This window comes from Streptomyces sp. PA03-3a (assembly GCF_033792735.1).
Classification (GTDB): Bacteria; Actinomycetota; Actinomycetes; order Streptomycetales; family Streptomycetaceae; genus Actinacidiphila.
Window position 1 is genome coordinate 48367 of record NZ_JARAVM010000030.1, and the last position, 22447, is coordinate 70813.

The 22447-nt window shown below is 73.1% G+C and carries 22 protein-coding genes and 1 pseudogene; 8 read left to right on the plus strand and 15 right to left on the minus strand.

Annotated features, from left to right (window positions below):
• Positions 1-79: 79 nt before the first annotated feature.
• The 4 genes from PV342_RS30435 to PV342_RS30450 all read right to left on the minus strand — a co-directional run bounded on the left by PV342_RS30435 (position 80) and on the right by PV342_RS30450 (position 5085).
• Positions 80-865: an alpha/beta fold hydrolase gene (locus PV342_RS30435; RefSeq protein ID WP_500319483.1), complete on the minus strand. Its 786-nt coding sequence runs from the start codon at positions 863-865 to the stop codon at positions 80-82.
• Between the two features lie 125 nt (positions 866-990).
• Positions 991-3135, minus strand: a complete 2145-nt coding sequence (gene kdpB / locus PV342_RS30440) for a potassium-transporting ATPase subunit KdpB (protein ID WP_500319485.1) — start codon at positions 3133-3135, stop codon at positions 991-993.
• A gap of 188 nt (positions 3136-3323) precedes the next feature.
• Entirely contained in the window at positions 3324-4661 is a 1338-nt protein-coding gene (lysA, locus tag PV342_RS30445) for a diaminopimelate decarboxylase (RefSeq protein ID WP_500319486.1), read from the minus strand.
• A gap of 13 nt (positions 4662-4674) precedes the next feature.
• Positions 4675-5085, minus strand: a complete 411-nt coding sequence (locus PV342_RS30450; RefSeq protein ID WP_400803735.1) for an SAV_915 family protein — start codon at positions 5083-5085, stop codon at positions 4675-4677.
• A gap of 236 nt (positions 5086-5321) precedes the next feature.
• Here PV342_RS30450 and PV342_RS30455 point away from each other — a divergent pair.
• Positions 5322-5435 (plus strand): annotated as a pseudogene (locus tag PV342_RS30455) (hypothetical protein); the annotation flags it as partial.
• Positions 5436-5643: 208 nt separating this feature from the next.
• Complete coding sequence (locus PV342_RS30460) at positions 5644-5886, plus strand: universal stress protein (protein ID WP_500319488.1); 243 nt, start codon at positions 5644-5646, stop codon at positions 5884-5886.
• Between the two features lie 232 nt (positions 5887-6118).
• Here the strand turns inward: PV342_RS30460 and PV342_RS30465 are convergent, their stop codons facing one another.
• Entirely contained in the window at positions 6119-6526 is a 408-nt protein-coding gene (locus PV342_RS30465) for a cupin domain-containing protein (RefSeq protein ID WP_026251689.1), read from the minus strand.
• Positions 6527-6744: 218 nt separating this feature from the next.
• On the opposite strand from PV342_RS30465, the gene PV342_RS30470 reads away from it, so the two are divergent.
• Both PV342_RS30470 and PV342_RS30475 read left to right on the plus strand, forming a co-directional pair.
• Positions 6745-7410: a DUF1707 SHOCT-like domain-containing protein gene (locus PV342_RS30470; RefSeq protein ID WP_500319490.1), complete on the plus strand. Its 666-nt coding sequence runs from the start codon at positions 6745-6747 to the stop codon at positions 7408-7410.
• Between the two features lie 83 nt (positions 7411-7493).
• On the plus strand, positions 7494-7721 hold the full coding sequence (locus PV342_RS30475; RefSeq protein WP_406261192.1) for a hypothetical protein: 228 nt from the start codon (positions 7494-7496) through the stop codon (positions 7719-7721).
• Between the two features lie 23 nt (positions 7722-7744).
• Here the strand turns inward: PV342_RS30475 and PV342_RS30480 are convergent, their stop codons facing one another.
• Positions 7745-9091 carry an outer membrane protein assembly factor BamB family protein gene (locus PV342_RS30480; RefSeq protein ID WP_500319492.1) on the minus strand — a complete coding sequence of 449 codons (1347 nt, stop codon included), beginning with the start codon at positions 9089-9091 and terminating at the stop codon, positions 7745-7747.
• 388 nt (positions 9092-9479) lie between these two features.
• Positions 9480-10013, minus strand: a complete 534-nt coding sequence (locus PV342_RS30485; RefSeq protein ID WP_400803722.1) for a GNAT family N-acetyltransferase — start codon at positions 10011-10013, stop codon at positions 9480-9482.
• 151 nt (positions 10014-10164) lie between these two features.
• Here PV342_RS30485 and PV342_RS30490 point away from each other — a divergent pair, with 151 nt between their 5' ends.
• From PV342_RS30490 to PV342_RS30505, 4 genes are all read left to right on the plus strand, one after another.
• Entirely contained in the window at positions 10165-10518 is a 354-nt protein-coding gene (locus PV342_RS30490) for a hypothetical protein (RefSeq protein WP_400803720.1), read from the plus strand.
• A 104-nt stretch (positions 10519-10622) separates the two neighbouring features.
• Entirely contained in the window at positions 10623-11273 is a 651-nt protein-coding gene (locus PV342_RS30495; protein ID WP_400803717.1) for a thioredoxin-like domain-containing protein, read from the plus strand.
• Positions 11270-11908 carry a DUF305 domain-containing protein gene (locus tag PV342_RS30500; protein ID WP_386995898.1) on the plus strand — a complete coding sequence of 213 codons (639 nt, stop codon included), beginning with the start codon at positions 11270-11272 and terminating at the stop codon, positions 11906-11908. The genes PV342_RS30495 and PV342_RS30500 overlap by 4 nt, the downstream gene beginning before the upstream one ends.
• A gap of 217 nt (positions 11909-12125) precedes the next feature.
• A complete protein-coding gene (locus tag PV342_RS30505) occupies positions 12126-13139 on the plus strand; it encodes a cation diffusion facilitator family transporter (RefSeq protein ID WP_400803713.1) in 1014 nt (337 codons plus the stop codon).
• A 42-nt stretch (positions 13140-13181) separates the two neighbouring features.
• Here the strand turns inward: PV342_RS30505 and PV342_RS30510 are convergent, their stop codons facing one another.
• From PV342_RS30510 to PV342_RS30545, 8 genes are all read right to left on the minus strand, one after another.
• Positions 13182-14054: a hypothetical protein gene (locus PV342_RS30510; RefSeq protein ID WP_400803711.1), complete on the minus strand. Its 873-nt coding sequence runs from the start codon at positions 14052-14054 to the stop codon at positions 13182-13184.
• Between the two features lie 276 nt (positions 14055-14330).
• Complete coding sequence (locus PV342_RS30515; RefSeq protein ID WP_400803708.1) at positions 14331-15014, minus strand: response regulator; 684 nt, start codon at positions 15012-15014, stop codon at positions 14331-14333.
• Positions 15011-17575, minus strand: a complete 2565-nt coding sequence (locus PV342_RS30520) for a sensor histidine kinase (protein ID WP_500319496.1) — start codon at positions 17573-17575, stop codon at positions 15011-15013. The genes PV342_RS30515 and PV342_RS30520 overlap by 4 nt, the downstream gene beginning before the upstream one ends.
• A 57-nt stretch (positions 17576-17632) precedes the next feature.
• Positions 17633-18256: a potassium-transporting ATPase subunit KdpC gene (gene kdpC / locus PV342_RS30525; RefSeq protein WP_386995888.1), complete on the minus strand. Its 624-nt coding sequence runs from the start codon at positions 18254-18256 to the stop codon at positions 17633-17635.
• A gap of 19 nt (positions 18257-18275) precedes the next feature.
• Positions 18276-20393 (minus strand): potassium-transporting ATPase subunit KdpB, encoded by a 2118-nt coding sequence (gene kdpB, locus PV342_RS30530; protein WP_386995886.1) that lies wholly within the window; start codon positions 20391-20393, stop codon positions 18276-18278.
• Positions 20393-22057 carry a potassium-transporting ATPase subunit KdpA gene (gene kdpA, locus PV342_RS30535; protein WP_386995884.1) on the minus strand — a complete coding sequence of 555 codons (1665 nt, stop codon included), beginning with the start codon at positions 22055-22057 and terminating at the stop codon, positions 20393-20395. The genes kdpB (PV342_RS30530) and kdpA overlap by 1 nt, the downstream gene beginning before the upstream one ends.
• Positions 22057-22146 (minus strand): K(+)-transporting ATPase subunit F, encoded by a 90-nt coding sequence (kdpF, locus tag PV342_RS30540; protein ID WP_018559386.1) that lies wholly within the window; start codon positions 22144-22146, stop codon positions 22057-22059. Before kdpF ends, kdpA begins: the two co-directional genes overlap by 1 nt.
• Positions 22143-22268: a hypothetical protein gene (locus PV342_RS30545; RefSeq protein WP_267881087.1), complete on the minus strand. Its 126-nt coding sequence runs from the start codon at positions 22266-22268 to the stop codon at positions 22143-22145. Before PV342_RS30545 ends, kdpF begins: the two co-directional genes overlap by 4 nt.
• Positions 22269-22447: the final 179 nt, after the last annotated feature.

Below are 22447 nucleotides of genomic sequence, written 5' to 3' on the forward strand. Positions count from 1 at the left end.
TCCATACCCCAGCGACCCGGCGCGCGGTCGGTGCGGACCGGAGGTCCACCGCGTTGGCGGTGCGAGCGCCCGAAGGGCTCTACAGGGCGAGGAACGGAAGCAGCGCCGCGGTCAGGTCGGCGGGGGCGTCCACGGCGACGAGGTGGGCCGCGGCCGGGAACTCGACCAGGGTGGCGCCGGGGATGGTGACGGCGTAGCGCCGGGCGATGTCCTGGAAGTCCGGCACGTCGAGGAGGCCGACACCGACCAGGGTGGGTACGGACAGGGTGGCGACGTCGCCGTCCGCGCGGCCGCGGGAGTGCGCCTCGACCGCGCCCTGGTGGCTCAGCGCGGTCCGCATCGGCCCGCGCAGCCGGTCGGCCGACGCGGCGGGTACGTCGTCCCGTCCCCGGGCCGGGCCGTACAGCCACATGCCGAGGTTGACGCGGACCGCGGCGTCGAGGTCCCCCGCCGCGAGGGCCTCGGTCTCGGCGGCGTCGTAGGCGATCATCTGCGGCGACCAGTCGTACCCCGGCCACGGCGGGGCGAACACGGCCAGGGAGCGGACGCGCGCCGGGTGGGCGAGCGCGAAGTCGAGCGCCACACGGCCTCCGAAGGAGGCGCCGACCAGGTGGGCGCGCTCGTGGCCGAAGTGGTCCAGGACGCGCCGCAGGTCGTCGTGTTCGCTGAACGGGCCGGCCGGTGGCGGGGACTGGCCGAAGCCGCGCATGTCGTAGCGGATGACGGTGTGGTGTTCGGCGAGGCCGGGCACGATGTCGTCCCACATGCGGTGGTCGGCGACACCGGCGTGCACGAGGACCACGGGCGGCCCGTCCCCCGTCACCGTGCAGGCGAGACTTCCGAGTTCGTCGGCGAGTGTGAGCATCCGCAGATGCTCGCACGACGCCGCAGAGCGCGCCCGCGCATTTCGCACGGACGGCCCCCTCCGCCGGGGGGCCGCCCTCGGCACCACGGGCCGGCGCGCGGGCGGCGTCGCGGTGCGGAGCGTCCTCAGATCCCGGGGACGAGCCGGGCGAGGGCGAGGTCGATGAGCTTGATCGCCAGGAACGGCGCGGCGACCCCGCCGAGGCCGTAGACCCACAGGTTGCGGGTGAGGCGCGAGGCGGCATTGCCGGGCCGGTAACGGACGCCCCGCAGGGCGAGCGGGATCAGCGCGAGGATGACGACGGCGTTGAAGACGACGGCCGACAGGATCGCCGACGCCGGTGAGTGCAGCCGCAGGACGTCGACGGCGTCCAGCGCCGGGTACGCCCCGCCGAACACCGCGGGGAGGACCGCGAGGTACTTGGCGATGTCGTTGGCGATCGAGAAGGTCGTCAGCGCGCCGCGGGTGACGAGCAGTTGCTTGCCGACCTTGACGATCTCCACGATCTTCGTGGGGTCGGAGTCGAGGTCGACCATGTTCCCGGCGTCCCTGGCGGCCGAGGTGCCGGTGTTCATGGCGACGCCCACGTCCGCCTGGGCCAGCGCCCGTGCGTCGTCGGTGCCGTCGCCCGTCATGGCGACGAGGTGGCCGCCGGCCTGTTCGTGCTTGATCAGGGCCAGTCTGTCCTCGGGGGTCGCCTCGGCGAGGAAGCCGTCCACGCCCGCCTCCTCGGCGATGGCGCGGGCGGTCACCGGATGGTCGCCGGTGACCATGACGGTGCGGATGCCCATCCGGCGCATCTCCTCGAAGCGCTCGCGCAGTCCGGGCCTGACGGCGTCCTTCAGGTGGATGACGCCGAGTACGCGCGCGGGGCCGCCCGCGGCCGGGAGTTCGGCGACCGCGAGGGGTGTCCCGCCGGCGGACGACACCTGCTCGACGTAGACGTCCAGTCCGGCGGGGACGGTGCCCTCACGCTCGCGGACCCAGGCGGCGACGGCGGCGGGAGCGCCCTTGCGCAGCCGCCTGCCGCCGGGGAGGTCCACCCCGGACATGCGGATGGTGGCGCTGAAGGGCACCCACCGGGCGTCGGGCAGGTCGATCTCGTCGGCCTTGTGGTGGGAGAGCGCGTAGTGCTCGCGGGCGTGGGCGACGATCGAGTGCCCCTCGGGGGTGCCGTCGCCGAGGCTCGACAGCAGCGCGGACTGGGCGAACCACTCCGGATCGACGTCCCCGAGCGGCAGGAACGCACCGGCCCGGCGGCTGCCGTGGGTGATCGTGCCGGTCTTGTCGAGCAGGAGGGTGCTGACGTCCCCGGCGGTCTCGACGGCCCGGCCGGAGGCCGCCAGGACGTTGCGCTGCACCAGGCGGTCCATGCCGGCGATGCCGACGGCCGACAGCAGGGCGGCGATCGTCGTCGGGACGAGGCAGAGCAGCAGCGAGACCAGGGCGATCGCGGTGGCGCCGTCGGCGGTCAGGGCGGCGCTTCCCGGGTCCTCGGAGAGGATCGCCATGGGCCGCAGGGTCACGACGGCGACGAGGAAGACGACGGTGAGCAGCACGAGCACCAGGTTGAGCGCGATCTCGTGCGGTGTCTTCCTGCGGTCGGCGCCCTCCACCAGGGCGATCATGCGGTCGATGAAACTCTCCCCCGACTGCCGTGTGACGCGCACGACGAGGCGGCCGGACAGCACCTTCGTGCCGCCCGTGACGGCCGAACGGTCGCCGCCGCCCTCGCGGATGACGGGTGCGGACTCGCCGGTGACGGCCGACTCGTCGACGGCGGCGACACCCTGCACGACGTCGCCGTCACCAGGGATCGTCTCCCCGGCCTCGACCGCGACGGTGTCGCCGCGGCGCAGGGCGATCGCGTGCACGTCCTTCTCGCCGTCCTTCGTCAGCCGGCGGGCCGTGGTGATCCGGCGCGCGCGGCGCAGGGCGTCGGCCCGGGCCCTGCCGCGGCTCTCGGCGACGGCCTCCGCGAGGTTGCCGGAGACGACGGCGAGCCAGAGCCAGACCGTCATGAGCCACCCGTACACGGAAGGGTGGACGACGGCGAGCCCGGTGGTCAGGGCGGCGCCGATCCCGGTGACGAACATGACCGGGTTGCGGACCAGCGTCACCGGGTCGAGCTTGCGCAGGGCCTCGGGGAGGGCGAGCCACAGCTGGACCGGGGCGAGCGGGCGGGTGCCCGCACCGCGCTGCCCGCCGGCCTCGGGGGGAAGGGCGGGGGTTTCACGGTCCGGCCTGACGGGTGCGGGTGCGGAGGTCATCTGATGCCCTCCGCGACGCTCGGGCGGACGGTGTGCTCCACACTCACCGGACTCTCTCTTCTCGTGGATCGGAACTCGTGGACCGGAACTCGCGCACCGGAATCGGGCATGTCGCACCTCCGGGCAGGGGGACGCGGGGACATCACCTGCCCGGAGGGCGCTCGGGGGGCGTCGGACGACGCGCGGGCTCAGAGCCCGATGTCGCGGTTGCGGAAGTCGGCCAGGGACTCGCGGCGGACCAGCAGTCGCGCCCGCCCCTCGTGGACGGCGACGACCGGCGGACGGCCGACGAGGTTGTACGTCGACGCCATGGACAGGTGGTACGCGCCCGCGACCGGCACCGCCAGGAGGTCCCCGGGCCGGACGTCGGCGGGCAGCGGCACCGCGGAGGCGAGGATGTCACCGGCCTCGCAATGCCGGCCGACCACGGTCACCAGCACCGGCTCCTCGGTGGAGTGACGGCCGATCAGCCGCGGGGTGTAGCGCACCCCGTACAGCGCGGGCCGGGGGTTGTCGCTCATGCCGCCGTCGACCGCGACGAAGGTCTGGCCGCCGGTGCGCTTGACCGACAGCACGTGGTACAGCGCGACACCTGCGGGGCCCACGATCGCGCGGCCCGGTTCCACCGTCAGCCGCGGCACCGGCAGCCCGGCGGCCGCGCAGCCCTCGGCGAGTTCGGCGCGTATCCGCGCGGACAGCGTCGTCAGGTCCATCGCCGCCTCACCCGGACGGTAGGCGACCGCGTGCCCGCCGCCGAGGTCCAGCTCCGGCAGTGTGACGCCGTGCTGCCTGCGCACGGCGGCCAGCAGCCCGACCAGCCGGCGCACCGCCGCGAGGTACGGCTTGACGCTGCTGATCTGCGAGCCCAGGTGGCAGTGCAGGCCGACCAGTTCGAGGCGCGGCTGCTCCAGCACACGCGTGATGGCGTGCTGGGCCGATCCGTCGGCCAGGGACAGCCCGAACTTCTGGTCGTCGGTGCCGGTGCGCACCGCGTTGTGGTGACCGGCGGCGATGCCTGGCACGATGCGCAGCAGCACCTTCTGCCGGTCCCCCGGCGGGACGTGGGCGGCCAGCCTGGCGATCTCACCGGTGCTGTCGATCACGATCCGGCCCACGCCCAGGCGCAGTGCCGTGGCCAGGTCCTCGGGGCTCTTGGCGTTGCCGTGGAGCAGGATGCGCTCCGGCGGGAAGCCGGTGACGACCGCGAGCTCCAGTTCCCCCGCCGAGCAGACGTCGAGGCCGAGGCCCTCCTCGTCCACCCAGTGGGCCATGGCACGGCACATGAAGGCCTTGGCGGCGTACAGCACGTCGCCGTCGGGGAAGGCCGCGCGGTAGGCGCGGCAGCGGTCGCGTACCTCGCCCTCGTCCAGGACGTACGCCGGGGTGCCGAAGCGTTCGGCGACCTCGGTCAGGGCGACCCCGCCCACGGTGACCTCACCGTGGGGGGCGGAGGAGGCGGACGCGGGCCACACCGACAGGTCGGCGTCGGGGTACGCGGTCTCCAAGTGCTCGGTGACGGCAGTCATGACGGCGCTCCTTTCAGCCGATCCACAGGGCGAGGGCGTCGACCAGCGCGACCGCGCCGGTGACCCTGAGGACCCCGAGAGTCTGGGGGTCGAGCCGGCGACCGGTCTCCTCCGGCACGTCCGACACGGCGGGTGCGGCGAGCTGCGGGTCCACGGTCAGTGCCGTGACGCCGAGCGGGCGGGCCAGCGACCGCAGCGCGGATTCCGACAGGGGGATCCACTGCTGGTCGGGGCCGAGCGTCTCCGCGAGACGCTCCGCGGTGGTGAAGCCGACGGCCGTACGGCCGCCCAGGGGCGTGCGGAACATGCGCGCGACGCATCCCACGGGTCCCGGCCGGACGGGAACGTACAACGTCTCCCGGTGTCGTCCGGCCGGGGACGGATCCGAAGGCTCCGGGTCGTCCCCGTACGTGAGCTCTGTCATGGCTTCCTCCTGGTGCGGCACCCGCTGCGGTTCCTGGGGCGCCCCGGCCGGGGCCGGCGGTCCGGGACGCATCAGGGACGCTATGCCCGGGGTCCGGGGGGTGACCGTGCTCCCTGACGCGACGTTGACGGTGAGCGCGCGAACGTTAACGGCGCGGGTCGCCCGGGTCGTGCGGGGGGCGTCAGGATCGCGACAAGGGCCTCCGGTCCGCGCGCTCCGGGGAGTTCGATGGAGGCATGAACGAGGTCCGTGAAGAGTGCGTCGTGGTGGGCGTCGGCGGCTCCCCCGGGAGCCGGGCGGCACTGCGCCGTGCCGCGGCGGAGGCCCGGCGCCGGGAGTGTGTGCTGACCGTGGTCACCGCCTGGGAGGCGGCGTGGGACGGTGCCGGTGGGACGCGGAGCCGATGGCCGCCTGTCCCTCCGGAGCCGGACCGGTGGCGGCGGCTCGCCCGGCGCCGGCTGCTCGTGGCCCTGGACGCCGTCTTCGAGGGCGACCTGCCCCTGGACCCGTCGCTGCGCCCGGTCCTGGCGTTGGGGCGGCCGGGCCCGGCGCGTGGAGGTGGCCGGCGACGGGGCGGCGCTACTGGTGGTGGGTGCCGGTTCCCACGGCCCCTGGCAGCGGCTCTTCGCGCCGTCGGTCGCGGCCCACTGCTTCGCGTACGCCCGCTGCCCGGTCCTGGCCGTGCCGTCCCTGCCGTCCGTGCCGCCGGGCGTTTCGTCGGCCCGCGGCCCGGGCCGCGGTGGCGGTGACGGCCGGCGGTTCGGCGCCGGGAGGCGCGGGCCCGGCTTCGTCGTCCCCTGACTGCCGCACGCTGCCGGCGTCGCCCGGATCGCGGTCCGTCGTGGCGGCCCGGTGACGGCCGCCGGCGCCGTGAACGCCGTGCCGGATGAGCGAAGGCGATCGGCCCGAGCCGGCCCGGACGGCATGAAAGGCTCCGGGCGGACGAGCCGGACTCGGTCGACGGCCGGTCCACCCGGAGCCTCACGGTTTCCCGTACCCGGCCCGCCGCCGAGGACTACTCAGCGGCGGAACCTCACGACGTGACGCGCAGGTGCCGCCGTTCGGCCAGTTCCTCCTCGCCGACCACGGTCAGCACCGGGCTGCCGGGAGGCGCGAACATCATCACCACCAGCTGGGACTGCGCATCGGGAAGGTTGTTGGCGCCCTGGTAGTGGATCACGTCGCCTCCGGGCTCGAAGAGGGCGTCACCGGCCTTGAGCACCCGGGGCGGCTGCCCCTCCAGCTCGAAGAGGATCTCGCCCTCGGTGACGTAGCCGAAGACCGGCCCGGGGTGGCGGTGCGGCGGCGCTCCGGGGTCACCGGGCGCCAGGGTGACCCGGATCGTCCTGGCCTCGGCGCCGGCCGGGATCCGGCCCGCCGCCTCGGGCAGGGTCGCGACCACTTCGACGCCCGGGGGCAAGTGTGCGTGCTCAGCGCTCATGCGTTCCTCCAAACAGGGACTGTGCACAGGAAGGACAAGACGGCCGCCCCGTCTGTGACATCTCCCAGGCGGCAAACCCGCCGCGGGCGCACCGGTGTTCCCCCTCCCGGCGTGGAGCGGGGTGCGGGCTTGGCGTGCGCCCATGACGCGATATAGCGTTAGTTCGCGAATGGTGTATCGCGTCTCCCCGGAGGCGCCGACCGGAACGGGGTGGGGACATGCCGGGAGAGATCCGGCCCACCGGTGTGCCGTCCGCTACGGGCGCCCCGCCCGGGCCGCCCCCGTTGCGGGCCTCGCACGCGGACCGGGACCGGGTCGTGGACGTCCTGACCGTGGCCGCGGGCGACGGGCTGCTGTCCGCCGCCGAGCTGGACGAGCGCCTGGAGGCCGCCCTGTCGGCCCGTACGCTCGACGAACTGGCCCCGCTCACCGCCGACCTGCCGGCCGCCGCCGGGACACCGCGTACCGCCGCCCCGGACGTCAAGGACGTGGTCCGCGTCGACAACCGCGGGGGCTCGTACCGCCGCGTCGACCGGTGGGTCGTGCCGCGGCGCATGGAGGTCCGGTCGGAGTGGGGCGAGGTGGTGCTGGACTTCACCCACGCAGTGATCACTCAGGACACCCTCCGCATCGACATGGACGTCCGCGGAAGTTCCCTGGTGCTCGTGACCCGGCCCGGCATCGTGGTGGACGCCGACGAACTGACCGTCGCATTCGGCACGGTGGACATCCGGCCCGCGGCAGGCCCGGCGACACCGGTCGGACTGCGCGTGGAACTGGCGGGCGGGCTGGAGTTCGGCAAGGTGCGGGCGCGGCCGCCGCGGCGGACCTTCCTGCGATGGCTCCTGCGCCGCCCCGCCGCGCACCCGGCGCTCACCGACTGACCCGGCGCGCGGCGCCGGCCCGGGCGCCCCCTTGCCGGCCGACTCGTCCCGCGGCGGGACCGAAGCCGCGATACTGGTCGGCGATGAGCCTCCGCACGGCGCCCCCGCGCCTCCTCCTGCCCCACGGCGCGCCCTCCGGCGGCCCGTCGCGGGAGGTCTACGTCCCTCCCGTGGAGGCGAGGGACCGCGGGATCGGCGAACTGCTCTTCACGGCCGAGACGGTGGCGATCTGCGTCGTCGCGGCGCTGCTGGTCCTCTTCCTGGTGACGGACCGCCGCTCCCCCAAACGCCGGGCCCGCCACCGCCGTTGACCCGGCGGTTCAGAGCGTGCGGTTCAGAGGGCGCACTCGAGTACACGGCCGTCGACGGTCCCCACGAGCAGGCGTCCCAGGGGCGTCACCGCGAGGGACAGGGCGGCGGTCGGCGCGCCGTCGACCGCGAGGTCGGTGTGCCATCGCACCGTACCGTCGCCGGCGTCCAGCGCCGTGAGGGCACCGGAGTTGCAGGCGGCGTAGACGGTGTCCCCGTCGGTTTCCAGGGCGGTGACGGGGTGATCGCTCCGGTGCTGCCACCGCACCGCTCCGTTCGGGGACCTGCGTACGACGTAGGCTCCACCGGGTTGCAGCCCATGGCCGTGGTGGACGGCCCCGGCGTACACCAGAGACTGCCCGATCTCGACCGCGGGACCTCCGAAGTGATGCTCCGCCGGCACCCAGGAGTGCGGGTAGAGCCGCCGCAACTCCCCGTCGGCACCGAGGGCCGCGACCCACTTGTCCCTGTGGGGCTTGTCCGGGTCGGTGCCCACCAGGACGTAGGGACGGCTCGCGCCACGGACCGCGAACGGGTGGTTGACGAGGTCGAAGGGGCCGGCCTCCGGGCCGTCGGCCGGACCCTCGAGGTCGAACATCGTCAGCCGGCTGCGACTGTTGCGGCGGTCCTCCACGGGCCGCAGGACCGCCCGGCCGCCGCCGGCGACGAGAATCGAGAACACGCCCGTACTCAGGGTCTCCAGCACCTGCCCCGTGTCCGCGGAGATCCGGGCGAGGCGAGGCGCGGACGTCTCCCGGCGTCCTCCCCTGCGACGAGCTCCGCGTTCGGCGTTGGCCCACACGGACGCGCCGCCGGAGGCCATGAGCAGCTGCCGGCCTCCTTCCTCGTCCTCTACCGCCCAGTGCCGCTCGCCCGAGGGCAGCCACGCCTCCGCCAGCACCCCGTCCAGCGCGGCCAGGACGCGGCCGTCCTCCAGCCCTTCGACGGCCCACACCCTTCGGCGTACGAACCACGTGCGGCCGGCGGCGGCCGCGAGGTCGGCCAGGAGCCGGCGGGCGTCCGCTCGGTGGTCCTGCCTGGGCGCCGGCACCGCGGGGGCGGCCAGTTCGTCGGCGCCGACCGTCCTCCGCCCGACCGAGCCCCAGTCCGCGCGTGTGACGACGACCGCATGCCCCTGCTCGTGTGCGCGCGGGTTGTCCCAGTCGTCGGACGGCGCCAGGACCAGCCGCAGTGCCGTTCCGCTGAGCCACTCCGCGTGGAGCACCTCCCGGCTGTGGTGCAGGACGGACACGACGTCACCGGTGTCGAGGTGGATCAGCAGCAGCTCGCCCTCGAAGCAGTAGCCGCCGTCGTAACGGCCGGTGCCGACGGCGAGCAGGGGAAGCACGGGGTGGAACGCGAGGGTTCGCACGGGGTGACGGGACCGCACCAGATGCCTGCACCGCAGGCCGTCCCGCTCGTACACGCCGACCCGGTGCCCCGTCCATCTGGAATTCCCGGTCCCGCTGCCCCTCCACTGAAGGGCGCCGAGGTCCCCGCCCACGGCCACGAGCCGCGACGTGTCGTCGACAACGGCCGACGCGGGCTCTCCCATCTCGGCGAACGGCCCGTCTCCGAACACGCGCAGGACTACCGGTTCAGGCGGCATGCAGGACCCCTCCCAGGACGGCACACGAACGACCGCCGCCGCGCGAACGGACGGGGCACCTGATGATCCCCCGGGGCGTCGGCACGGCCAACGAGGTTTTCCCAGGAAGCCGCTGCGGCCGGGGGCGGCGTGACGGGCCCGGGCGCGTGTCTCAGCGAGGCACCGCCCGGTGCGGCGCGGCGAGTTCGAGGCGCCAGTCGTTGCTGCGCATCATCGTGCCGCTGCCCCTCGGGTACTCGACATCGCAGGCGCCGCGCAGGGCGAACCCGAGGCGGCGGCACAGGGCGTTCGACGGGGCGTTCCGCACGGACGGGAAGGCGTGCAGCGCGCGGGGAGCCCCCGCCTCTCGGGCGGCCTCGCGCACGACGGCGACCAGCGCGGCACCGGCGGCGGCGGCGATGCCCCGGCCCTGGTACGGCGGCAGGACGTTCCACCCCGTCTCGTAGATAGCCTCGCCCCGCCAGTCGCGGCGGTGGTAGGCGATGCTGCCGACCGGCTCCTCGCCGAGGAGTACGGCGTACATGCGCCCCAGGCCGGCTTCCGGCAGGGCGAGGTAGCGCTCGTGCCGGGCGAGCAGCAGCTCCTCGGGCTCCGGGCCGCCGACGTGCCGCCGCATCTCATGCGTGTTGATCAGCCGGAGGAGCGGAAGGGCTCCCTCCGACCACGGCTGCAGGCGAACGTCCATGCGGAGCAGCCTGGCACGGCTCCCCGGTGGCGGGCACGCCGGTTTCCCGCCGGAGCGCACCCGGCGCGGATACGGCGCGCGGCGGCGGGTACGATCTGCCGCGATGCGCAGTGACGGAGGAGCCGGCCGAGGCGGTGCGATACCCGCCCGCGTGAACGGTGTCGTCCTCGTCCTGTGCGGGTTGCTCGCCGCCCTCGGGATCTGCGGCCACGCCGGGCCTCCGGAAGACGTGTACGGCCCGGCCCGCACCCTCGTCTCCTCGCACCTCGCGTACGTCGCCGACGAGGTCTGCACGGACGCCCACGACCCCGGCGGACGCGGCAACGGCTGCTCCCCCGCGGAGCACACGCCGGTGACCCTGGGCTCCGCTCCCCTGCCGCACCTCCCCGGCGCGGAACCGCCGTCGGTGTGGCCGCCCGCGGTCGCCGCCGCGGGACTGGGCGCGCCGTCCCCCGGCACCGTGCGCTCCCTCGACCTGCACATGCTCCAGATCCAGCGGACGTAGAAGGCCGACCGCACCGGCGGCGACCGCCGGTGCGCGCCGATCGTCATCCGACCCTTCCACCAGCACCGCCGCGTGACCGACGCGGCGGGGAATCAGGACATGCCATGGGTTCCCCCCCTTCCAAGGCCAGGGCCACAGACCGCCGTGCGCGCGTCGAGGAGATACGCCGCCAGGAGCAGGCCCGCGAACGCCGCAACCGCGTCATCACCATCACCGCCTGCACGGCGGTCCTCGTCGGTCTGGTCGGCGGCGGCGTCTACCTCGTCAACGCCGCGAACGACAGCGGCGGCGACGACGCGAAGTCCGCGGCGGCCGGTTCCGTCAGCGGGGAGAAGACGTGGTCCGGCCTCACGCAGAACCACGTCGACAAGACCGTCGAGTACCCCATGAGCCCGCCTGCCGGCGGCGACCACAGCCCCGTCTGGCAGAACTGCAACGGCGACGTCTACGACAAGCCCCTCGCCAATGAGAACGCCGTGCACGCCCTGGAGCACGGCGCGGTGTGGGTGACGTACACCGGCAAGGCGACGGACGCCGACGTCACGACGCTCAGCGCCCGGGTCTCGAAGACCCCCTACTCGCTGATGAGCCCGTACGCCGACCAGGCCTCGCCGATCACCCTCACCGCGTGGGGCCACCAGTTGGGCGTCACCAAGGCGGACGACCCGCGCGTGGCGACGTTCTTCGACACCTATGTGCAGGGCGACCAGACCCCGGAGCCCGGCGCGCCCTGCACCGGGGGCAAGGCCTCGTGACCGCCGCCCGGGGCGCGGGCAGGCCGCTGCTCGTGCTCGCCGGCGGCATGGCGCTGGTCGTGCTCGCGGCCCTGGCCTTCACCCTGCTGACGGCGCGCCCCAGCAGCGGGGGCACCCCGGGCACGGACTCGCCGGACGCCGGTTTCGCGCGCGACATGGCGATCCACCACCAGCAGGCGGTGGAGATGTCACTGATCGTCCGCGACCGCACGGACGACGAGGACGTCCGCAGGCTCGCCTACGACGTCATCAACACCCAGGCCAACCAGCGCGGCATGCTGCTGGGCTGGCTGGACGTCTGGAGGCTGCCCAAGTCGTCCTCGCAGCCGCCCATGGGGTGGATGGGCCACGGCATGGCCTACTCGCCGCACGACGGGTCGCTGATGCCCGGCATGGCCACGAACGCCGACCTGCGACGCCTCGGGGCGGCCCACGGCAGAGCCGCCGCGGTCCTCTATCTCCAACTGCTCACCGCCCACCACAAGGGCGGTGTGGAAATGGCGGCCGCGGCCGCGGACCTCGCACGGACCGACCAGGTGCGGCGCCTGGCGGCGGGCATGGTCGAGGGCCAGGAGGCGGAGATCCGCCTGATGGCCGGAATGCTCGCGACCCGCGGAGCGAACCCGACCCCCTGACCCCGCGGGGGGGCGCCCGGGAGGCTCGCCGCCTCCCGGCGCCCCCGGCGCCGGGCGCGGCCGGGGGCTCCGTCCGCTCCCCGACCCGCCGGGCACCGGCGCAGGTCACCGTCGTCTTACCGAAGTTGACAACGGTCACCGGTGCAGTCTTTGCCGATCACGGCACCCATGTGCTTCCCTGCGGGTGTCGCACCTGGAACGGGGAGGTCACCGCACCATGAACGCGCACGGTCACGAGCACGCACATGAGCACGGGCATGGGCACGGTCACGGTCACGCGCATGGGGTGGCCGAGAACGCCGACCGGCGCTGGCTGGGCCTCGCGCTGGGCCTGATCGCCGGCTTCATGGCCGTCGAGGTCGTCGTCGGTCTGCTGGTGGGGTCACTCGCCCTGCTCTCCGACGCCGCGCACATGCTCACCGACGCCGCCTCCATCGTGCTGGCGCTCGTGGCGATGCGGCTGGCGGCGCGCCCGGCGCGGGGCGGTTTCACGTACGGGCTCAAGCGGGCCGAGATCCTCTCGGCGCAGGCGAACGGCATCACCCTGCTGCTGCTCGCCGCGTGGCTGGCGTACGAGGCGGTGCGGCGGCTCGTCTCGCCGCCGGACGTGGCGGGCGGCCCGGTCCTGGTCACCGCGCTGGCCGGAGTGGTCGTCAACATCGGCGCGGCCTGGTGCCTGTCGCGGGCCAACCGCACGTCCCTCAACGTCGAGGGCGCGTTCCAGCACGTGCTGAACGACCTGTACGCCTTCATCGGCACCGCCGTCGCGGGCCTCGTCGTCCTGCTGACCGGCTTCGTCCGCGCCGACGCCATCGCGACGCTCGTGGTGGTCGGCCTCATGCTCAGGGCGGGGTGCGGCCTGGTGCGCGACTCGGGGCGGATCTTCCTGGAGGCGGCCCCGGCGGGCCTGGACCCGGACGAGGTGGGCGACCGGCTGGCCGCCCACGAGGCGGTCACCGAGGTCCACGACCTGCACATCTGGACGATCACCTCCGGTCAGCCGGCGCTGTCGGCGCACGTCCTGGTCGAGCCGGGCGGGGACTGCCACGCCGTCCGCCGCGACCTGGAGCATCTGCTGGGCGCGGACTACGGGCTCACCCACACCACCCTGCAGGTCGACCACGCGCCCGCCGAACTCCTCACCGTGGGCGCCACCCCGGCCGGCGCGGCGGGCGGCCACTGCGGCGAGCCGCACGGCCCGGTGCACCGCGCCGGGGCGCACGGGCACTGATCCTCCCGCTCCCCGGAGTCACCGGGCCCCTGCGGCACTTGGTCACGCGCCGACGTCGCCGGGCAGTTCGATGCGCCCCGCGTACGCGCCCTGGTTCTCCTCACGGACGTCCTGCTCGTACGCGATGTCCCCGCCGCCCGCATACGGGACGAGGATTTCGAGCTCATAGCGGTGGCTCCTGACCCGGTATGTCGTCGCGTCCAGGACCAGGACCTCCTGGAGCCGGGACAGGGTCAGCTGGTCGTCGTTCACGGGGACACCGGCGTCGCGCAACTGCTCGGCCGTGGGTGCGAACTCCCGCCGCGCCTTCTTCGCCCACGCCCGGTCCTTTACGGCGGCCAGTTTCTGCCTGCCGCCGGTCACTCGGAGTTCGACCGTGCCGCGTGCCTTCGTCAGCTTCACATCGCCGCCGCCGGCGGCTTTCGCGTACGTCCTGAACTCCGCGACGGCCGCGACCGGGTCCTCGGTCTTGTTCTCCATCTCGGGGTCGGAAGCGGGTGCGTGCTTCCACGCCGCACCGTCCTCCTTCACGTATGCCGTGCCGTCCACGACATAGATCTCCTCGCTCTTCTTCGTCCCCTTGCTGTTGGTGCTGACCCCCTCGGAGTGCAACGCCTCGGGGTCCGTACCGCGGTGGACCGTGGCCCGGTACGTGGCAGCGCTCCGCTGTCCCTGAAGGGTCAGCCCCTCACTGCCCGTGACCGAGAAGGTCCATCCGCTTTCGCCGGACATCGCCGCTTCCGCGAGGTCGAGGAACTCCTCCGGCGACTTGGGGCTCTGGCGGGACTGTTCGACGGACGGCGTCGCCGCGGGACTCCCGGCGACGGCCGGCGCGGATCCCTTCTCCGCGCCGCAGGCGGCGAGCGGCAGCGCGAGGGGGAGAGCGAGTGCGGCGGTCAGGCGGCGAGTACTCATGGACCCTTTTCCTTGTGTCACGGCGGAAGCGCGGAATGTACAGCAACGGTGAGCCCGCGATCACCCCGCCACCCATGGGGTGATGAATCAGCAGGAATACCGATACATCGCGCTCACAGCGAGGCGGGCAAGCCGGCGCCTTGACGCCGCCGCGAGGGCGCGCGTCAGGGCGTCGTCAGGAAGCGCCGGGACGAGGCACGCCCTCGGAGCGCCCTGACGCGTACGACGCGGCCCGCCCGGTGGGCTCACCGGGCGGGCCGCTCGTTGTGCGCCGGCTCAGGGCTCGAAGCGGTAGCCCATGCCGGGCACGGTGATCAGGTGGCGCGGGTGGGCGGGGTCCGGTTCCAGTTTGTGCCGCAGGGTGGCGAGGTAGACGCGCAGGTAGTTGGTGCGCTTCTCGTTGCCGGGACCCCACACGTCGCGCAGCAGCTGGCGCCCGGTGATCAGGCGCCCCGGGTTGCGCAGCAGCGGGGCGATCAGCCGCCACTCGGTGGGCGTGAGCCGCGGGGCATCGCCCGTGCCGGCGCGGCGCTCGACGGTGAACGCGCCCAGGTCGACGCGGTAGTCCGCGATGGCGACCGTCTCGGGCTCCTGCAGCGCGGGCGGGCGGCGCAGCACGGCGCGCAGCCGGGCGGCCAGCTCGTCCATGGAGAACGGCTTGGTGACGAAGTCGTCGGCCCCCGCGTCGAGCGCCTCGACCTTGTCGGCCGGACCGGTCCGCCCGGATACCACGATGATGGGCAGCGGACTCCAGGCCCGTACGCCGTGGATGATGTCGGTCCCGGGCATGTCGGGCAGGCCGAGGTCGAGGATGAGGGCGTCGGGCGGCTGCCGGGACACCAGCAGGAGCGCGGTGGTGCCGTCGGGCGCGGTGGCGACGGCGTAGTGACGTGCCGTCAGGTCCATGTCCAGTGCCTTCAGGATCTGCGGTTCGTCGTCGACGATCAGGACGCGCCTCATGTCAGCGCCTCCTCGCCGCCGACGGGGTCGGCGGGCTGGTCGGCCGGACCGCCGGCGGTGGGCAGGGACAGGACCATGGTGAGACCTCCGCCAGGGGTGTCCTCGGGGGTGAGGGTGCCGCCCATCGCCTCGGTCAGCCCGCGGGAGAGGGCGAGCCCGAGGCCGAGGCCGGTGGTGTTGTCGGTGTCGCCCAGCCGCTGGAAGGGTTCGAAGACCCGCTCCCGGTCTGCGGGCCGGAGCCCGGGGCCGCGGTCCGCGACCCGCAGCTCGATGCGCGGGCCGAGGGAGCTGGCGCTGAGCAGGACGGCGGTGCCCTCGGGGGCGTGCCGCCGGGCGTTGGTCACCAGGTTGGCGATGACGCGTTCCAGGAGCGGCGGATCCGCGAGCGCGAACGGTATGCCGTCCAGTCCCCGGGTGGTGACGGGGACGGCGCTCTCGGGGAGGCTGTCGAGGGCGAGGGAGGCCACCTCGGCCACCGAGGCCGGCTCCAGGACGAGGCTGAGCGCGCCGGCCTGCAGCCGGCTCATGTCGAGGAGGTTGTCCACCAGCCGGTTGAGCCGGTCCAGGGAGACCTCGGCGGTGGCCAGCAGTTCCTCCTGGTCCTCGGCGGAGAACTCGACCTCGCGGCTGCGCAGCGAGCTGACGGCCGCCCAGGCACCGGCGAGCGGGGTGCGCAGGTCGTGGCTGACGGCCGCGAGCAGTGCCGTCCGCATCCGGTCGGCCGCCCTGACCGGCTCCACCTCGGCGGCGGCCTCGGCCAGCCGGGCCCGTTCGAGGGCGGAGGCCACGTGCCCGGCGAAGGCGATGAGCACGCGCCGCTCCGAGGCCGCGAGGCGCCGGCCTCGCAGGACGAGGACGTCGTCGGGTCCGACGGGGACGGCCACCACGCCCTCGGCGGGGTCGTCGACCGGCACCGGGCCGCCGTCGGAGTGGTGCGCGAGTTCCGCGGACTCCATGCCGAAGGCCTCCCGCGTTCGGTGCAGCAGCACCTCGACGGCCTGGTCGCCGCGCAGGATGCCCCCGGCGAGGGAGGACAGCGTCTCGGCCTCCGCGGTGGCGCTCGCCGCGCGCCGGGACAGCCGCAGCGAGCGGTCCACGATCGTCGCGACGGTCACGGCCACGAGCGCGAAGACGGCCAGCGCCAGCACGTTGTTGGTCTCGCCGATGGTGAACCGGCCGAGGGGCGGTATGAAGTAGTAGTTGAGCAGCAGCGACGCCGTCACGGACGCGAGCAGCGCGGAGACGACGCCGCCGATGCAGGCGACGCCCACGACGGTCAGCAGGAAGAGCAGGGCCTCGCTGGTGAGGTTCAGGTGCCCGCGGGAGTTCGCGAGGACCGTGGTGAGCAGCACGGGCAGCACGAACCCGGCGACGGGTCCGGCCACCTTGCGGGCCAGGGGCAGGCTGCTGGAGGGGACGGGCAGGAGGCGTCCGCGTCCGGCGCGTTCATGGGTGACCATGTGGACGTCGATGTCGCCGGAGTGTTCCACGATGGTCTCGCCGACGCCGCGTCCGGTCAGGAACCGTGCGAGCCGGCCGCGGCGGCTGGTGCCCATCACCAGTTGGGTGGCGCTCTCGGCCCGCGCGAAGTCCAGGAGCGCGTCGGGGACGTGGTCGCCGACGACCGGGTGGAAGGTGCCGCCGAGGCTCTCCACCAGGGCCCGCTGCCGGGTCAGGGCGGCGGGTGAGGCGTCGGCCAGGCCGTCGCTGCGCACGATGTGGACGGCGAGCAGGTCCCCGCCGGCCGAGCGGGCGGCGATGCGGGCGGCGCGGCGGATGAGGGTCTCGCCCTCCGGGCCGCCGGTCACGGCGACGACGACCCGCTCCCGGGTCTCCCAGACACCGCCGATGCCGTGCTCGAAGCGGTACCTCTGCAGCGCCTCGTCCACGCGTCCGGCGACCCAGAGCAGGGCGAGTTCGCGCAGCGCGGTGAGGTTGCCGACGCGGAAGTAGTTCGACAGGGCCGCGTCGACCTTCTCCGGGGCGTAGACGTTGCCGTGCGCCATGCGGCGGCGCAGCGCGTCGGCGGGCATGTCGACCAGCTCGATCTGGTCGGCGCGGCGGACGACCTCGTCCGGGACGGTCTCCCGCTGCGGCACGCCGGTGATCTTCTCGACGACGTCGTTGAGCGACTCCAGGTGCTGGATGTTGACGGCCGTGATCACGTCGATCCCGGCCGCGAGGAGCACCTCGATGTCCTGCCAGCGCTTGGTGTGGCGTCCGCCGGGGATGTTGGTGTGGGCCATCTCGTCGACGAGCGCCACCTCGGGTGCGCGGGCGAGGACGGCGTCGAGGTCCATCTCGGTGAAGGCGGTGCCGCGGTAGTCGCGTTCGGCGCGGGGCACGATCTCGAGGCCGTCGAGCATCTCCTCGGTGCGCGGGCGCCTGTGGCACTCGACGTAGCCCACGACGACGTCGGTGCCGCGGGCGGCCCGGCGCCGGGCCTCGTCGAGCATGCGGTAGGTCTTGCCGACTCCGGGGGCCGCCCCGAGGAAGACCTTGAGTCTGCCGGGCCGTCCCCGGGGGGTGCCGGCCGGGGCCGGGACGACTGGCTGCGTCACCGGATGTCCCTCCTTGTACGGGCGGCGTGGTGCGGGCGGTTCGACAGTGACGGGACGTCACTTCAGATCGGTCAGCGCCCGGTTGAGTTCCACGACGTTGACGCGCTCCTCGCCGAGGAAGCCGAGGATCCGGCCCTGGACGTGGTCCTCCACCAGCGTGCGCACGGCGCCGGCGTCCAGGCCGCGGGCCCGGGCGACCCGCTCGGCCTGCTCGCGGGCGTACTCGGGTGAGATGTGCGGGTCGAGGCCGGAGCCGGAGGCCGTGACGGCGTCGACCGGCACGTCCTCGGGGGCGACTCCGTCGAACTCGGCGACGGCGGCCCGGCGTTCCTTGATGGTCGTCACCAGGCCCTCGTCGTTCGGGCCGAGGTTGGAGGCGCCGGTGACGAGCGGGTCGTAGCCGCCGGGACGCGGCTGGAACCACTTCGGGTCCGGGCGGGCGGCCTCCTCGGCGTCGTCCGGGTTCTTCTTGGGGAGGGTGAAGTTCTGGCCGATGAGGCTGGAACCGACGGTCTTGCCGTCCTGGGTGATCCTGGAGCCGTTGGCCTGGTCGGAGAACGCCGCCTGGGCGACGCCGGTGACGGCCAGCGGGTAGGCGATGCCCAGGAGCACCGTGAACACCAGCAGCATCCTCAGGGCGGCCATGTGGTTGCGGACCACGGCGGGCAGGGAGCCGGACATGATGGATCGCCTTCTTCTGTCAGCTGAGGCCGGGGATGAACTGGATGATCAGGTCGATCACCTTGATGCCGGCGAACGGCAGCACGAGACCGCCCAGGCCGTAGACCCAGATGTTGCGGCTCAGCAGTGCCGAGGCCGACGAGGGCCGGTAGCGCACGCCGCGCAGGGCGAGCGGGATCAGCACGATGATGATCAGGGCGTTGAAGATGATCGCCGAGGTGATCGCCGACGCCGGGCTGTGCAGCTGCATGATGTTGAGCTTGTCCAGGCCCGGGTAGGCGACCGCGAACATCGCGGGGATGATCGCGAAGTACTTCGCGACGTCGTTGGCGATGGAGAAGGTGGTCAGCGCGCCGCGGGTGATGAGCAGCTGCTTGCCGATCTCGACGATCTCGATGAGCTTGGTGGGGTCGGAGTCCAGGTCCACCATGTTCCCGGCCTCCTTGGCGGCCGAGGTGCCGGTGTTCATGGCCACGCCCACGTCGGCCTGGGCCAGCGCCGGGGCGTCGTTGGTGCCGTCGCCGGTCATGGCGACGAGCTTGCCGCCCGCCTGCTCGCGCTTGATCAGCGCCATCTTGTCCTCGGGCGTGGCCTCCGCGAGGAAGTCGTCCACGCCCGCCTCGTCGGCGATCGCCTTGGCCGTCAGCGGGTTGTCACCGGTGATCATGACCGTGCGGATGCCCATCCGCCGCAGCTCGTCGAACCGCTCCCGCATGCCGTGCTTGACGACGTCCTTGAGGTGGATCACGCCCAGCACCCGGGCGGTGCCGTTCTCCTTGGCGGCGACGACGAGCGGCGTGCCGCCGGACTGCGAGATGCGGTCGACCAGCGACTGCACCTCCTCGTCGGCCCGGCCGCCGTTGCCGGCGACCCACGCGGTCACCGCGGACGCGGCGCCCTTGCGGACCTGGCGGCCGTCGACGTCGACGCCGGACATCCGGGTCTGCGCGGTGAAGGGCACGAACTCGGCGTGGCCGAGTTCGCCCTCGTGCCGCTCGCGCAGCCCGTACCTCTCCTTCGCCAGGACGACCACGGAACGCCCCTCGGGCGTCTCGTCGGCAAGCGACGACAACTGCGCGGCATTGGCCAGCTCGGCGGCGGTCGTTCCCTTGACCGGCAGGAACTCCGACGCCTGGCGGTTGCCGAAGGTGATGGTGCCGGTCTTGTCGAGCAGCAGGGTGTTGACGTCGCCGGCGGCCTCGACGGCCCGGCCGGACATGGCGAGCACATTGCGCTGCACCAGGCGGTCCATGCCGGCGATGCCGATCGCCGACAGCAGGCCGCCGATGGTCGTCGGGATGAGCGCGACGACGAGCGCGGCGAGGATCACGATGCTCTGCTCTGCGCCCGCGTAGATCGCGAACGGCTGCAGGGTGACGACCGCCAGCAGGAAGACGATGGTCAGCGACGCCAGCAGGATGTTCAGCGCGATCTCGTTGGGCGTCTTCTGCCGGGCCGCGCCCTCCACCAGCGCGATCATGCGGTCGATGAACGTCTCACCGGGCTTGGAGGTGATGCGCACGACGATCCGGTCCGACAGCACCTTCGTGCCGCCCGTCACCGCCGAACGGTCGCCACCGGACTCCCGGATGACCGGAGCCGACTCCCCCGTGATCGCCGACTCGTCGACCGACGCGACGCCCTCCACGACGTCACCGTCACCCGGGATGATCTGCCCGGCCTCGACGACGACGTGGTCGCCCAGCCTCAGCCCGGAGGCGGGGACCTCCTCCTCGCCCGACGAGGTCGCGCCGGGACGCCAGTCGGTGAGCCGGCGGGCGACGGTGTCTGTCTTCGTCCGGCGCAGGGTCTCGGCCTGCGCCTTGCCGCGGCCCTCGGCCACGGCCTCGGAGAGGTTGGCGAAGACGACGGTCAGCCAGAGCCACAGTGTGATGACCCAGGAGAAGATGCTCGGGTCCTTGACGGCCGACAGGGTGGTCAGGACGGCGCCGACCTCGACCACGAACATGACCGGGTTCTTGACCATCACCCGGGGGTCGAGCTTCTTGAACGCCTCCGGGAGCGAGCTGACCAGTTGCTTCGGGTCCAGCATGCCGCCGGGGACCCGGTGCGGCTGCTGCGGCTCGGTCGGGGCGCCCCCCGGCGACGCGGGGGGTTCGAGGGTGGTCAGGGACATCAGGACAGGCCTTCCGCGAGCGGACCCAGCGCCAGGGCCGGGAAGTAGGTGAGGCCGACGACGATCAGGATCACGGCCGTCAGCAGGCCGACGAACTGCGGCCGGTGGGTGGGCAGCGTGCCCGCCGTGGCCGGCACCGGCTGCTGGCGGGCCAGGGAGCCGGCCAGCGCCAGGACGAACACGATCGGCAGGAAGCGGCCGAAGAGCATGGCCAGGCCGAGCGCGGTGTTGTACCAGTCGGTGTTGACGGTGAGGCCCGCGAACGCCGAACCGTTGTTGTTGGCGGCCGAGGTGAAGGCGTAGAGCACCTCGGAGAAGCCGTGCGCGCCGGAGTTGAGCATGCCCGCGCGCTGACCCGGCATCGCCATGGCGAGGCCGGCACCGATCAGGACGATCGCCGGGGTGGTGAGGATGTAGAGGGAGGCGAACTTCATCTCCCGGCCGCCGAGCTTCTTGCCCAGGTACTCCGGGGTGCGGCCGACCATCAGGCCGGCCACGAAGACCGCGATGATCGCCAGGATGAGGATGCCGTAGAGGCCCGAGCCGGTACCACCGGGGGCGATCTCGCCGAGCATCATGTTGAAGATCGTCATCCCGCCGCCGATCGGCGAGTACGAGTCGTGGAAGGAGTTGACCGCGCCGGTGGAGGTGAGGGTGGTCGACACGGCGAACAGGGCCGAGCCCCACACCCCGAAGCGCTGCTCCTTGCCCTCCATCATGCCGCCCGCCACGTGACCGGCCTGGCTGCTCACGCTGTGCAGCTCGTTGACGGTGACGACGGCGACCGAGGCGGCCCAAATGACGCCCATCACGGCGATGATCGCGTAGCCCTGGCGGTTGTCGCCGACCATGCGGCCGAAGGTCCGCGGCAGGGAGGTCGCGATCACCAGCAGGAGGTAGATCTCCAGCCAGTTGGTGAAGGCGTTGGGGTTCTCGAAGGGGTGGGCGGAGTTGGCGTTGTAGAAACCGCCGCCGTTGGTGCCCAGTTCCTTGATGACCTCCTGCGAGGCGACCGGACCGCCGGTCAGGCTCTGGTGGTCGCCGATGAGCGTCGAGATGGAGTCCACGCCGTGGAAGTTCTGCACGGCGCCGCCGGCGACCAGCACGATCGCGAAGACGAAGGCCAGCGGGAGCAGGACCCGCACGACGATCCGGGTGAGGTCCACCCAGAAGTTGCCGACGCGGTCGGTCTTCCTGCGGGTGAAGCCCCGGATGAGGGCGGCGACGACGGCGATGCCGACGGCCGCCGAGACGAAGTTCTGCACCGCGAGACCGGCCATCTGCACCAGGTGGCCCATCGTGGACTCACCGGAGTAGGACTGCCAGTTGGTGTTGGTGACGAAGGATGTGGCCGTGTTGAAGGACACGCCGGGCGTCACGGCGGGCATGCCTATGGACAGCAGCAGGTGGCTCTGCAGCCGCATGAAGGCGTAGAGGAAGAGGACGGAGACGGCCGAGAAGGCCAGCACGCTCCGCAGGTAGACGGACCACTTCTGGTCCGCGTCACCGTCGACCCCGCCGAGCCGGTACGCGAGGCGCTCGACGCGAAGGTGCTTGGCGGTGGTGAGGGTGTGGGCGATGTGGTCGCCCAGGGGCCGGTAGCTCAGGGCCAGCGCGCCGACGAGCGCGAGGATCTGGAGCCAGCCCGCGAGGGTGTCGTTCACTAGAACTTCTCCGGGTAGATCAGCGCCAGCACCAGGTAACCGACCAGGGCCACGGCGACGACGAGTCCGACGGCGTTTTCGACGCTCACAGCCGCTCCGCCCCCTTGGCCACGAGACCGAGCACGGCGAAGACGGCGATGGTGAGGACGATGAAGGCCACATCTGGCATGCGGAGACACCCCGGTAGTCGAGTGGGGACGATGCCGCGCACCCGGTCGGGTCCGCGGCCCCGGTGGAGAACCGGTGTACGTAGCGAAGCGCCCCGGAGTACCCCCGACGGGGTTCGTTAGCGGGTTCCTGACGCGGGCCCGGAGCGCCTTGACGGCACTTTGACGGTGCCCGTGGGAACGGATGACGGGTGATGGGGGGCGCGCCGGTACGGTCGGCCGC

Bases quoted from the DNA above. Each gene is read 5' to 3' on its own strand.
- PV342_RS30435 (WP_500319483.1), bottom strand. From the start codon at position 865: ATGCTCACACTCGCCGACGAACTCGGAAGTCTCGCCTGCACGGTGACG.
- kdpB (WP_500319485.1), bottom strand. From the start codon at position 3,135: ATGACCTCCGCACCCGCACCCGTCAGGCCGGACCGTGAAACCCCCGCC.
- lysA (WP_500319486.1), bottom strand. From the start codon at position 4,661: ATGACTGCCGTCACCGAGCACTTGGAGACCGCGTACCCCGACGCCGAC.
- PV342_RS30450 (WP_400803735.1), bottom strand. From the start codon at position 5,085: ATGACAGAGCTCACGTACGGGGACGACCCGGAGCCTTCGGATCCGTCC.
- PV342_RS30465 (WP_026251689.1), bottom strand. From the start codon at position 6,526: ATGAGCGCTGAGCACGCACACTTGCCCCCGGGCGTCGAAGTGGTCGCG.
- PV342_RS30470 (WP_500319490.1), top strand. From the start codon at position 6,745: ATGCCGGGAGAGATCCGGCCCACCGGTGTGCCGTCCGCTACGGGCGCC.
- PV342_RS30475 (WP_406261192.1), top strand. From the start codon at position 7,494: ATGAGCCTCCGCACGGCGCCCCCGCGCCTCCTCCTGCCCCACGGCGCG.
- PV342_RS30485 (WP_400803722.1), bottom strand. From the start codon at position 10,013: ATGGACGTTCGCCTGCAGCCGTGGTCGGAGGGAGCCCTTCCGCTCCTC.
- PV342_RS30495 (WP_400803717.1), top strand. From the start codon at position 10,623: ATGGGTTCCCCCCCTTCCAAGGCCAGGGCCACAGACCGCCGTGCGCGC.
- PV342_RS30505 (WP_400803713.1), top strand. From the start codon at position 12,126: ATGAACGCGCACGGTCACGAGCACGCACATGAGCACGGGCATGGGCAC.
- PV342_RS30510 (WP_400803711.1), bottom strand. From the start codon at position 14,054: ATGAGTACTCGCCGCCTGACCGCCGCACTCGCTCTCCCCCTCGCGCTG.
- PV342_RS30515 (WP_400803708.1), bottom strand. From the start codon at position 15,014: ATGAGGCGCGTCCTGATCGTCGACGACGAACCGCAGATCCTGAAGGCA.
- kdpC (WP_386995888.1), bottom strand. From the start codon at position 18,256: ATGTCCGGCTCCCTGCCCGCCGTGGTCCGCAACCACATGGCCGCCCTG.
- kdpB (WP_386995886.1), bottom strand. From the start codon at position 20,393: ATGTCCCTGACCACCCTCGAACCCCCCGCGTCGCCGGGGGGCGCCCCG.